The 12,658-nt window shown below is 44.2% G+C and carries 11 protein-coding genes and 2 tRNA genes; 5 read left to right on the top strand and 8 right to left on the bottom strand.

Going from position 1 to position 12,658, the window contains the following annotated elements:
• Positions 1-4: 4 nt before the first annotated feature.
• From xerC to lptM, 5 genes are read right to left on the bottom strand one after another with little or no spacing between them, the layout of a single operon-like run.
• Positions 5-940, bottom strand: coding sequence for a tyrosine recombinase XerC (gene xerC, locus ELZ11_RS23005; protein WP_137359719.1), 936 nt, complete (start codon positions 938-940; stop codon positions 5-7).
• Complete coding sequence (locus ELZ11_RS23000) at positions 906-1,610, bottom strand: DUF484 family protein (RefSeq protein WP_137359718.1); 705 nt, start codon at positions 1,608-1,610, stop codon at positions 906-908. Before ELZ11_RS23000 ends, xerC begins: the two co-directional genes overlap by 35 nt.
• A gap of 28 nt (positions 1,611-1,638) precedes the next feature.
• Positions 1,639-2,469 (bottom strand): diaminopimelate epimerase, encoded by an 831-nt coding sequence (gene dapF, locus ELZ11_RS22995; RefSeq protein ID WP_137359717.1) that lies wholly within the window; start codon positions 2,467-2,469, stop codon positions 1,639-1,641.
• An 11-nt stretch (positions 2,470-2,480) separates the two neighbouring features.
• Entirely contained in the window at positions 2,481-3,734 is a 1,254-nt protein-coding gene (lysA, locus tag ELZ11_RS22990) for a diaminopimelate decarboxylase (protein ID WP_137359716.1), read from the bottom strand.
• 47 nt (positions 3,735-3,781) lie between these two features.
• Entirely contained in the window at positions 3,782-3,898 is a 117-nt protein-coding gene (gene lptM, locus ELZ11_RS24135; RefSeq protein ID WP_425275718.1) for an LPS translocon maturation chaperone LptM, read from the bottom strand.
• 75 nt (positions 3,899-3,973) lie between these two features.
• Between lptM and cyaY the strand changes: the two genes are divergently transcribed.
• Entirely contained in the window at positions 3,974-4,288 is a 315-nt protein-coding gene (gene cyaY, locus ELZ11_RS22980) for an iron donor protein CyaY (protein WP_137359714.1), read from the top strand.
• A 71-nt stretch (positions 4,289-4,359) separates the two neighbouring features.
• Here the strand turns inward: cyaY and ELZ11_RS22975 are convergent, their stop codons facing one another.
• Positions 4,360-6,888 (bottom strand): class I adenylate cyclase, encoded by a 2,529-nt coding sequence (locus ELZ11_RS22975; protein ID WP_137359713.1) that lies wholly within the window; start codon positions 6,886-6,888, stop codon positions 4,360-4,362.
• A gap of 346 nt (positions 6,889-7,234) precedes the next feature.
• Between ELZ11_RS22975 and hemC the strand changes: the two genes are divergently transcribed.
• From hemC to ELZ11_RS22955, 4 genes are read left to right on the top strand one after another with little or no spacing between them, the layout of a single operon-like run.
• Positions 7,235-8,173 (top strand): hydroxymethylbilane synthase, encoded by a 939-nt coding sequence (gene hemC, locus ELZ11_RS22970; protein ID WP_137359712.1) that lies wholly within the window; start codon positions 7,235-7,237, stop codon positions 8,171-8,173.
• Positions 8,174-8,175: 2 nt separating this feature from the next.
• Positions 8,176-8,904 (top strand): uroporphyrinogen-III synthase, encoded by a 729-nt coding sequence (locus ELZ11_RS22965; RefSeq protein ID WP_137359711.1) that lies wholly within the window; start codon positions 8,176-8,178, stop codon positions 8,902-8,904.
• A gap of 17 nt (positions 8,905-8,921) precedes the next feature.
• A complete protein-coding gene (locus ELZ11_RS22960; protein WP_137359710.1) occupies positions 8,922-10,118 on the top strand; it encodes a uroporphyrinogen-III C-methyltransferase in 1,197 nt (398 codons plus the stop codon).
• A complete protein-coding gene (locus ELZ11_RS22955) occupies positions 10,118-11,299 on the top strand; it encodes a heme biosynthesis protein HemY (protein WP_137359709.1) in 1,182 nt (393 codons plus the stop codon). The genes ELZ11_RS22960 and ELZ11_RS22955 overlap by 1 nt, the downstream gene beginning before the upstream one ends.
• 1,099 nt (positions 11,300-12,398) lie before the next feature.
• Here ELZ11_RS22955 and ELZ11_RS22950 read toward each other — a convergent pair.
• Positions 12,399-12,475, bottom strand: a tRNA-Trp gene (locus tag ELZ11_RS22950).
• Between the two features lie 62 nt (positions 12,476-12,537).
• Positions 12,538-12,614 (bottom strand) — tRNA-Asp (locus ELZ11_RS22945).
• Between the last annotated feature and the right edge of the window lie 44 nt (positions 12,615-12,658).

The raw sequence follows: 12,658 nt of genomic DNA, 5'->3' as shown, positions 1-12,658 counted from the left end.
GATTCTACTCTTTGTCGGATTTCTTACGCGCTCTAGGGTGAGCTTGGTCGTAAGCTTGCGCTAAATGTTGAAAATCTAAATGGGTATACACTTGAGTTGTTGAAATATTCTCGTGTCCCATTAACTCTTGCACGGCACGCAGATTTTGGCTGGACTCCAACATATGAGTCGCAAATGAGTGTCGGAGTTTGTGCGGGCTGATATGACTCGCGACCGCCTGCTTCTTTCCCCACTCTTCCATGCGTTTTTGCACACTGCGATGAGAAATGCGCGTGCCAAGTTTAGAGACAAACAGTGCTACTTCGTCTGGGTGCGCTAGGCTGCTGCGTACTTTAAGCCATTTAGCGACCCATTCTTCAGCTTGACCAGAAAATGGTGCTTTACGCTCCTTGTCCCCTTTACCAATCACTCGAATTTCACCTTGGCTTGCACTAATGTCCTTCACATTGATGCCCACCAGCTCTGCCAATCGCAAGCCAGCGCCATACATGACTTCCATCATTGCGCGATCACGCACAGAAAGTGGATCATCTTCGTTCACTTCGAGTAATTGACCGACTTCATCAACATCAAGGTTTTTGGGTAAAGGTCTTTGCTTACGTGGTGCTGATACGCCTTTGGCTGGGTTAGCACTCATGACGCCACGCAACACTAAAAAGTCAAAGAAGCTACGTAGCGAAGATAAACGTGTCGCAATGCTGCTGGCTTTCATGCCATCACGCATGCCTTTACTCGCCAACTGACGAACCCAAGCTGCGTCCACTTGCCCCCAGTCTTTCAACCCGAGAGACACTAAGTGACTTGCCATGGTTTCAAGCTGTTGACGGTAATTTCTTTGCGTATGAAGACTTAGCCCCTTTTCGCTTCGTAAATATTCATAGAAGCGCTCAAGAGGCTTTTGTAAGCTAGCCGGAAGTGGAGTATTGGGTGCTGGATTCATTTGAGCTCTGCCAAGGTAAAGAATTTGCCAAGTGCGCTACCACAAGAGCCAAATGACGTAAAAACAAAGTATCCATGTACGGTTGAAAATGACCGCCATCTTCACTTGAAAACGCCAACAAGCCTAAAGTGGATTGCTTCACTAACGGCATCACTACATAAGAGCCTAGCTCCGGGCTGTTGCCTTCGCCAAATAAACTCTCACGATCGACTTTACGTAATCGTCCCAAATACGCGTCTTTACCATTCAAATGATTAGTCGAAAAACGCTGCAGGCTTTCTTTATCTAACGAGTAACAACCTGAATTTTGGGAAAGTACCTTAACAAAAGCACGTAGACCTAAATCTTTCGCTTTCACTTCTACTGCCTTCACAACTTGCAAGAAATCATCACATTGTAAGATCTGATCTTGAAGCTCCATAAATTCGTAAAAGGTTTTATCGTTATTGGCCGCTAACGACATCAAGCTGGTAATTTCTTCTTCTAGCTCTTCAATACGTTGACGTTGGCGCTTCAATTGCACCTCCACCAACGACACTGCGCCTTGCTCTTGGTTATTAATCGATAAACGATCAACAAGTTCACTACGCTGCTGGAAGAAATCGGGATTATCACGCAAATACTCAGCAACAACTTCTGCGGTAAGGGCATCTGCTTCTACGTACGACAAAACCATTCCTTTCTGTTTTTCATTAATACTAACAAGACAATTGACCATCGAAGACGTGCGTTGCTGGGCCAGTCATGAATAGCGGTTTTCCAGGACCTTGCCAGCTAATGCTTAAATCACCACCAGGCAAGCTCACCTTAACGTTTTCCGCCAGCAAACCTTGTAGAATGCCAACCGCAACCGCGCCACAGGCGCCGCTACCACAAGCTTGAGTTTCACCCGCACCACGTTCATATACGCGCAAGCGAACTTCATCACGGCTAACAACCTGCATAAACCCAGCATTCACGCGCTCAGGGAAACGCTCATGAGACTCTAACAGCGGCCCAAGCGTGTCTACGTCCGCAGTGTCTACGTCGTCAACGACCGTTACTACATGCGGATTCCCCATGCTTACTGCACCACAGAACAAGGTGTGCTCATCAGTACGCAAGATGTACGTTTTTTCAGACTGCTTAGCCTTGAATGGAATCTTACTTGGCTCGAATTCCGGTACACCCATGTTGACCGTGATTTGGTCGTTGTCTTCAATCTTCAGTACCATTTTGCCTTTTTTCGTACTGACATTGATGCTGTATTTGTTTGTAAGACCTTTCATTCTTACAAAGCGAGCAAAACAACGAGCGCCGTTCCCACATTGTTCAACTTCGCTGCCGTCGGCATTGAAAATACGATAGTGGAAATCGGTTTCGGGATCGTAAGGGGCTTCAACCACTAATAACTGGTCAAAGCCTACGCCTGTATGTCGATCCGCCAAGCGGCGGATCAAATCAGGGGAAAAGAATATGTTTTGAGTAATGCAGTCCACAACCATGAAATCATTACCCAAACCATGCATTTTAGAAAAGTGGAAATGCATAACGCTTCAAATTACTCCGGAAGAATGTTTTCAAGTTCCCACAAGCTCGATAGCTCTTCGCGCTGGCGAACCAAATGAGTTTTGTTGCCATCGACCATCACTTCCGCCGCTCGTGAGCGAGAGTTGTAGTTGGATGACATCGCGAAGCCATAAGCACCAGCAGAACGAACCGCAAGCAAATCACCCTGCTCAAGAACTAGGTCACGATCTTTACCGAGGAAATCACCCGTTTCACAAATTGGGCCCACTAAGTCGTAAGTCACGGCTTCACCCTGACGAGGATTCACAGGCACGATGTCTTGCCACGCTTGATATAGCGCTGGGCGCATTAAGTCATTCATTGCTGCATCAATGATAGCGAAATTCTTATGCTCAGTCGGCTTGAGGAACTCAACTTTCGTCAATAGTACACCAGCGTTCGCAGCAATCGCTCGGCCAGGTTCGAAAATAAGCTCTAGATCAGAGTGATTCTCTAAGCGTGCAAGTAGAGCCTTCGCGTAGTCTGATGGCTGAGGAGGCAATTCATCACGATATACAACGCCTAAGCCGCCACCAACATCAAGGTGAGAAATATTCACACCGTCCGCTTTAAGCTGATCGATCAACGCAAGTAAACGATCGGTCGCATCAATAAACGGTTCAATGTCCGTTAGCTGAGAGCCGATATGGCAATCAATACCTTGAACGTTTAAGTTCTCTAAGCTTTGCGCGAATTTGTACACCGCAGGTGCACGGTCAAACGCAATACCAAATTTATTATCACGTAAACCAGTAGAAATATAAGGGTGAGTTTTTGCATCAACATCTGGGTTAATACGCAGAGAAATTGGCGCTTTGACTCCAAGCTCACCCGCTACCTTGTTCAGGCGCTCTAATTCAGGCTCAGATTCAACATTGAAACACTTAATCTTCAGCTCCAATGCGCGTTTCATTTCCGCTTCTGTTTTGCCGACACCAGAAAATACAACCTTCGATGCTTCACCGCCTGCCGCGATCACGCGCTCTAACTCACCGCCAGATACGATATCAAAGCCAGATCCCAAACGAGCCAGTGTATTTAGGACACCTAAGTTTGAGTTCGCTTTAACAGCGTAACAGACAAGATGCGGGTGTTCGCCTACAGAAGAATCAAATGCGTTCCAATGGCGCTCTAAGGTTGCACGAGAATACACGTACAATGGTGTGCCGTATTGCTCTGCTAGTTGTGAAAGTGCGACGTCCTCAGCCCAAAGCTGGCCATCATCCTGATAGTTGAAGTAATCCAAAATTCTTTTCCCTTATAAAAAACGATTGCTACTACGTTTCTATTCAATTATTGCGATTGTTCACTTTGTTGTGGTTCGTCTGGCATGTACAAAGGACCGGTTTGACCACAACCAGAAAGACCGATAACGGACAGCATAAACAGAGCGGTAATTAATTTTTTCATTTTGCATATCGTGATTATTAACTCAATGCCCCCTATAATCGCACCACACTCAGGAAAAGCAATAGGATAGAAAGGATGAACGATACTGAATTTCATCAACTGGTCGATACACAGATGCAAAACATCGAAGAAGCTATCGATGATTCAGAAGCAGATATCGATTATGAAGTGACGGGCAACGTCATGACACTTGAATTTGAAGACCGCAGTCAGATCATCATTAACCGCCAAGAACCTATGCATGAGATTTGGTTGGCATCAAAATCCGGTGGCTTCCACTTCAAGCTGGTTGATGGAAAGTGGACATGCTCTAAGACAGGCGTTGAACTGTTCACTATGGTAAAAGATGAGTGTGTAAAGCACGCGGGTGAAGAGATTGACTGGGTATAAGCCCCATTTTTATTTCTGCCAAAACTAAAAAAGGAGTGATGCAATCACTCCTTTTTGTTTTTAAACTGGCACTAAATATTGGCGACTTTTGAAGCCTTTGAACACGGCGAGCTGTCGTTGCGATAAGGGATCACGTAAGAGTCCCCCTCTTCAGGGTGCACAATTTGATAATACTGAGGCAAGTTAAAGTTAATCAACTGCGACGCCACTTGGTTATCGTCTTTCACTGAAGTGTAAAAAGTATTTACACTGGCGATCATTTCATCTTTCACGCCATTGTATTGGTGGTAAACCTCAACTTGATTCGACTCATCCAGCACATAGATATTGAAGCCCTTATCGGTATCTTCGAAGAAGAATTGGATTAAGCCTTCACTCGCAAAGCCATCGACCACTTCCGGCAATTGATACTCTTGCTCTTTATCTAGCATCAATAACGGTGAGCCTTTGAGCTTATTACTCGAAATGCTGCGGTAGAAATCCACCGAGTTTTCCAGTTTCTGAACCGAGACGCCACGGCGCTCGAAGAACAAACCATACATTTGGTTGGCTAACCGCATCGCTTTAAAGCGACGACGTTTTTCTTGCTCAATCGGTTTCAAGCGTAGCTCAATGCACTCGGCTAATAACTGATACACCATATTACGCATGACACCGCGTAAATTCTTGCTGTAGCAGAAGACATCCACCGACTCCGGCGGAATTGCATCTTGGTGCATTTTACCTAGCACTGTCTTCAACGCATCCAGCATCGCGGTATCACCTTGGAAATGCAGAGTACGCACTTCATGCCACGAATTTCTATACACCAAATCAACGCTACCGACTAAGCTTTTGCCTTCCTCACCAAAACTAAAGATATCGATGTTCTTCAAATCAACTTTCAATGAGCGCGCACTCAAATCTGACGTTGGATCGCTTTCGAAGTTAATGAACATCGCCAATTGGCTTATTTCGCATGGGCTGGCAAGCGCTTGCATACTTGGACGGCGTTTACGCTGAGAGAAGGTGTTTCGTAAGTCACTCACCATTTGGTAAAACTTATCGATATCAATCTGTGCGTCACGTACCACTGAATGCAAACGAGTGGACTCCGTGATCAATCCATTAAAGAACGACCACGCCACCAATTTACTCAAATACTCATGATGCTCTAGAGCAGGCTGCCCCAAAATGCGGTGAGCGATCAACGGCTGTTTATACAAGTACCATCCGGCTTGATTCGCACGACCTTTACGTACTTCGATAAAACTTAAATCCGCTTCATGCAAATCGGGAGAAATTTGAGGGTTAAGCAAGGTAACTTTGCCCGGTAAGACTTCAAACGCCGCATACAGCTTACGAGCCAAGATACTGATATCTTGCGGGCTAATTGCAGAGGTAATGTCGTTACGGCGAGCAAATTGAATAAGATTTCGGTAGCTCAACATCAATGCATCAAGCAACGCATGGTGAACGACTTTGACTTGTTCTACTTTCCAATTACGACGGTTATCTAGCTCAGCGATAGTCGCTTGATCCCAATTCCAAGTTTGAATCATCTCGCTAAGCGCTTTACGACGCCATGCTACCGAGCCAATACCCGGTTCGCGAGACAACTTTTCATGAGTCTTCAGGTAGAAACAACGACGAACCAAGTCTAAACGAGTCGTATCGTTAATACGTTCAAGGTAACGCGTTACTTTCTCAAGCATTAAGTAGTAAGCATCCATCCCATACAAATCAGGTTCATCAGCGAAGAAGCGTCGTTTGGTATCGATACTCAATAACTGAGTATTCGGGTACTCCCACGAATACGCTTCTAATAAAATCGCTTTCAACACGGATTTATATGGCGAGTCGATACTCTTGTACAGCTGCCATAAATTAGAGCCGAAATATTCTTCCGCTGGGATTCGATTCAATTTACCGAAATCAATCCACTGCGAGCAATCGACATAGCCTTTACTGCACAAGTCATGAACGTACTCGTCGTAGCATTCTTCCATTTCTGGCGGAATGATTTGCCATAACAAGCGTTGACCAGCTAGACGAACCGCACTGCGATAAAACTCATCCAACAGCAATAGATGCTGCGATGAGCCGCAGTTATCACCAGTCATCTCTTCAGAATGGTTAGAACGAAAGCGCTCTCTGTCCATCAAAAAGAAGTTTGCTTCCACACCTTGGGTTTGCGCCCAATCAGTGATCAACAAACATTTATTGGTGAGGCTTTCTCTCTCTTCTCGACCCATTTCAGGCGATACACACACCCAAATATCCAAATCGCTCGACGTGCTTTGGCCGATAGAAGAGGTACTGCCCATGGTATACAAACCTAGGATAGCTGGCTCTTTGGCTGACTCTAACGGTTGACCTAAGGTCAATTGAGTATCATCGACAAATTGCTTTTGGAATGCATTTAGCGAGAAGCTATGAATTCCAAAAGGAACTTGTTGGTCATAAAAACCAGGAATTGCTGGATGATTGAAGTGCAGAAGAGTAGGAATTAGATGGAATACACGCTGACTTTGTAAATCCATCAGCGCAAGTGCACGTTCGACGCGCTGCTGATTTAGATTATCCAATCGCTGAATCAAAGTCTGAATGTAAGCCTGCAAGGGGGTATCCTTGGTTTGAGAGTAAATGCACTTTTTTGTTTAGTTACTATTCGAAAGCAACAACAAAACGTGATCAATTTAACACTTTTAATCTTATGGGTAAAGGAAATGCGCCTGATCCCACTTGAACTTCGAACCATTAAGCATTGAAGAACACGCTAGCCTAGTGTCCTCTTTATTTCTCATTTCTAATAATAGCCCATCTTTTAAATGAGATACCAATCACACTATTTTGGTGAACTTATGCAAATCCTATATTCAGTAATCTAACTCATGATCAAACAGTAAGAATTTCCCACTCACAGTGGTAGGATTAGCCCATTAAAGAATTAGTACCGGAACCCTCATGACAAACTCAGCACCTATCCGTATTGCCACTAGAAAAAGCCCTCTTGCCCTATGGCAAGCTTACTTTGTAAGGGATGCACTTCAAGCTGCACACCCAGGTTTAGAAGTCGAACTAGTGACGATGGTAACCAAAGGCGACATCATCCTTGATACTCCTTTGGCGAAAGTTGGCGGTAAAGGTTTATTCGTAAAAGAACTTGAAGTTGCAATGCTTGAAGGCCGTGCTGATCTTGCTGTGCATTCAATGAAAGATGTACCAGTCGACTTCCCTGAAGGCTTAGGGCTAGTCACCATCTGTGAGCGTGAAGACCCACGTGACGCTTTTGTCTCGAATACTTACAGTAATATCGATGAACTGCCGCAAGGTGCAATTGTAGGTACCTGTAGCCTTCGTCGCCAATGCCAATTAAAAGAATATCGCCCAGATCTCGTGATCAAAGAACTGCGTGGCAACGTTGGTACTCGTTTAGGTAAGCTAGATGATGGTCAATACGATGCCATCATTTTGGCCGCTGCAGGCCTTAAACGTTTAGAGCTAGAAGAACGTATTCGTAGCTTTATCGAACCTGAGCAATCATTACCGGCCGTTGGCCAAGGTGCAGTGGGTATTGAATGTCGACTAGACGATGAACGCCTTATTAAATTACTAGAACCATTAAATGATAAAGACACCGCTGATCGTGTGCTATGTGAGCGTGCGATGAACCTTACCCTGGAAGGTGGTTGCCAAGTACCAATCGGTAGTTACTCGCTATTGGAAGGCGATGACATTTGGCTACGTGCTTTAGTCGGCGAGCCCGATGGTTCTAAGATCGTACGTGGCGAAATTCGTGGTTCTCGCCAAGACGCTGAAAAATTAGGAGTCACGCTCGCAAATCAACTTCTTGATGATGGCGCGAAAGAAATCTTAACCAAACTTTACGCTGACCACGATTAATCATGGCAGTGTTGGTAACTCGGCCCGGAAGTGAAGGGCTCACGCTTTGCCAACAATTAGCGGATGCTGGAATTCCTTCTATCCATCATCCGCTCATTCGCATTGTTGAAAACCAACAAGCATCTGAGCTTTCCACTAAGCTAACAAATAGCGATATCGTCATCGCTGTCAGTCAACATGCTGTATCTTCCGCTCAAACCATACTCCTTCAACAACATGCCAATTGGCCTCAAGATGTTATTTACCTTGGCGTTGGTCAAAAAACCGCGCACAAATTAAGCAAAGCAACCCAACAAATCGTAAACTATCCCGACACGAGTGATAGCGAACATTTGCTGCAACTTAATGAGCTCCAAGATATTTCCGGCAAAACCATTACAATTCTGCGCGGTAATGGCGGAAGAGAACTGATCCGAGACTCATTAATATCACAAGGTGCTAAGGTCGATTACTGTGAAACCTACCACCGAGAGTTCATTGCAATATCAAGTCTAGATACGTTTCAGCATTGGAAAGACAACGACATTACTCAAGTCGTTATCACGAGTCAGGGGCAATTGGAATTTCTAACCTCTTCAACCCCGCCAGAATATTTACCTTGGCTTCAACAACAACAATTATTTGTACCTAGCCAACGTATTGCTGCCCGAGCGCTCCAATTAGGCTTTTCTCATGTCGAGAACACTGTGAGCGCGAGTAACCAAATATTAGTGGCTTCTCTCCAGCCATAAAAACACAGGACATAAGCATGACAAGCAAAAATAATAACGAGCATACTGACCCTGAAAAAAAACCAGAGACATTGGAAAATGATCCGAAAGTAGAAACTGTCGAACCAAGTAGCGAACAGCCTGAGCCTGAAGAGCTACCTAAACTGAAGGCAGAAAAAGAGCCGGTAGAGTTTGAAGAGAAGCAAGGCAAACGCGGGGTAAAACTGGGCGCTATTGCTATCGCCATCTCAATCATTTTTAGTGGTGGGTTAGCTTTCCAAGCGCAGCAGAACAGTGCTAAGCAACAAGCCCAAATTGATGCACTGCAAGCTCAGCTACAACAGTCTCAGTCTGCAATGAGCCAAGAAATACAGTCTGTGAAACAAGACACTATTCAAAAAGCGACAATAGCCGCAGAGAAAGCACAGGTTGTCTTATCTCAACAGCAAAAGAGCATTGAAAGCCTGCAACTTGCTGTTGCAGATGTAAAAGGTCGTAGGCCAAATGATTGGTTACTAGCTGAAGCCGATTACCTCGTCAAACTCGCAGGTCGCAAACTCTTCTTAGAGCACGATGCCGTTAGCGCGACCAAATTGATGGAAAGTGCCGATCAACGTATTGCAGCTCTAAATGACCCGAGCCTAGTCCCACTGCGCCAAGCAATGGCCAATGACATCACGACACTTCGCACTATCCCAATTATCGATCGCGATGGATTGGTGCTTCGACTAACCAGCCTGCAACAACAAGTCGATAAGTTACCGCTCGCAAACGCAATCCTACCGGATGCACCAGAAGTCGAAAAAGAAGTTGTATCCCAAGATATTTATGACTGGCAAAGTAACTTAATGACTTCGTTGAAAGACTTCTCAGAAAGTTTTATTACCTTCCGTACTCGTGATGGCAATGTAATCCCACTGTTATCGCCACAACAACACTTTTACTTAAAAGAGAACATTAAAGGTAAACTGGAAACCGCGATTAAAGCGGTATACGTCGAGCAAGGTGAGATCTATAGCACCGCGCTAACAGTGGCAAATGAATGGTCGAGTACATTCTTTAATCAGGATGACAATGCCGTTAAAGAATTCAACAAAACGCTAGCAGAGCTTGAAAAACAAAACGTTTCTGTGGAATACCCAGTGAAACTTGGAACACAAAATGTTTTGTCGGATGTGATCCGCGAACGCCTTCGCCGTGAAGTCACTACTATGACGCCGATGGAGGATAAATAATGTTTCGTTGGATTTTTCTCTTTGTAGTATTGGGAGCAGGCCTATTTGCAGGCACCCAGTTTTCTGGCCAACAAGGCTATGTACTTATTTCAGTTGCGAATAAAACCATTGAAATGAGTGTAACCACATTGGTTATCTTCATTGTCGCAATGCTTGCTGCTCTTTTTGGGCTCGAGTTCCTAATCAAGAAAGCTTTAAGAGCCAGTTCAACGACATGGAACTGGTTTAGCGTTCGAAAACTGAAACGTTCACGCCGCTTTACTAACGAAGGCATCATCAAGTTACTTGAAGGTGACTGGAAGGCAGCAGAGAAGAAAGTGACTCGATGGGCTAATCATCACGACATGCCCCTTCTTTGCTATTTAGTAGCTTCAGAAGCCGCGCAAGGACAAGGTAACTCAGAAAAACGTGATCATTACCTTGAGCTTGCGAGTAAGCTAGATGACTCAACATTAGCTGTTGAGTTAACTCGTGCAAAACAACAGGTGCGAGAAGGTAAATTCGAAAATGCGTTTAATACTTTGTCAGGACTAAAGTCATCTTATCCGAATAACACTATTGTGCTCGATCTGCTTAAAACGACTTATGTCGAGCTTAAGTTATGGCAGCCGTTACTCGATCTTCTTCCAAAGTTGACTAAAGCCAAGCAAATCGATGAAACCGAAAAAGCATCGCTTACTCAGAAAGCACAATGTGGACTGTTAGCCGAAGTCGCTCAGCAGCAAGGCAGTGAAGGGTTAATCTCTCATTGGGACAAACTAGCCAAGAAAAACAAACAAGACTCTCACCTCATAGTATGTTTCGTTAAGCAGTTAATCGCACGTAAAGCAGACTCAGAAGCCTACACCGTGATTAAAGAGAGTATGAAGAAACATGCCACACCAGAACTCTACGCTTTATTACCAGAGATGAACTTAGCAGATAGCCACCCGGTTATCGTTATGCTGCAAACATCGCTGAAGAAAGATGAAAACAACGCCGAGGCACACAGTGCTCTTGCTCAGTTCTATTTACGTGAGAGCAAGTGGTCAGAGGCTCAATACCATTTAGAGAAAGCCTTAGAGCTTAGAGCAAGCGTTTCTGACTATGGCTACCTATCTGACGCTTTAGAGAAGCAAAACCTCACTAAAGCTGCTCATGAAGTTTCTAGAAAAGCACTAACATTAGTAAAAACGGCATAAATAATTAACAGCCTAACAACACAAAGCCGATGCAATGCATCGGCTTTTTTGTGCCAATTTAGTAACTGAAACTAACGTCCAGAGTGACATATCGATAATAAAATAGCGAATGAAGCTACATGCTTTGATGACTCAACGTAGAATCAATACAAATCGATACTCAAACGCCCTCCACTCAAGAAATAGAAAGCTCTCTTTATCATCCACTGAAATAACCTAAAGTGCATAGACCTAGCCACATCAAATTTTCTAACTTAGTTTCTTAGCATTCTTCCTTGTAACCAACACTTAATTGTTTCTAAGTCGACGTATTAATACCTTCCCACAACTAATGCTCCCCTGTCATAAACACAAGCAATAAATATGTCTAACAACAAAGTTAACTGCTGCCCCTTCAAACTCTAAATTCTATCTAGTACTACAATCAGTTATACACATTTATTGAACCCTCTATGCGCAGACGCTAATAGAGCTCTTACATCCCACCCTGAACTGCTTTCAGATTCATACTCCATTAAGCCAAAACATATTCAGTATCTTGCTGCTCCATGTCTTGCGCTAAGCGTTAAATATGGGCATCGAAATTTTAGGAACGAGTTATCAAGATCAGAAATTCCTTAAGATAAGAAGAAAGTGAATATGTCGGACTTGTTTTATTGAAGCAGAATAGATTGGTGAGTACCTATTTTGAATAACCAACTCTAAGAAGTGACAGATCTGCACTAATACTATATAAGAAAAAGCCTGAGAATAGAGTTTTAGACGGCAAGAATCTAATTTGAGTTTTTTACCCTCAAATTGCGATTAGAAGAGCTTGGAGCTTTTTAAAATCAGAGAAGCTTTTACCAATGAATACACCATCGTAAGCTTCAAAATGGACTAAATTGAGGCATGCGATAGGGCCTTATAAACATGTGGAAGTACTACGTATAAAGTTTGTTCTGTGGCAGGAATGATAAGGGCTCCAGTATTTCTGCTAGAGCCTTGAATATGGCAAGTCGGAATGATTTTACTAGACAGAAAATTCAGCTCCCAACGTGGCTTTTCAGAAGCTACAAATGCAAAAAAGCCCCAGTCTTTCGACTGAGGCTTCGGTATATGGCAGGGGTGGAGAGATTCGAACTCCCAACACGCGGATTTGGAATCCGCTGCTCTGCCAATTGGAGCTACACCCCTGTAGTACCTTTCGGTATCTAAATTTGCAAAAACCTCGCATAAAGCGAGGCTAGCAAAATAAGTGGCGGAGTGGACGGGACTCGAACCCGCGACCCCCGGCGTGACAGGCCGGTATTCTAACCAACTGAACTACCACTCCGCAGTGGACTACTTGTCATCATAGGCAAGTCGTTCATAATTTAA

Source organism: Vibrio profundi (assembly GCF_005281835.1).
Taxonomy (GTDB): Bacteria; Pseudomonadota; Gammaproteobacteria; order Enterobacterales; family Vibrionaceae; genus Vibrio; species Vibrio profundi.
This window is presented reverse-complemented; position numbering and strand designations above follow the sequence as displayed.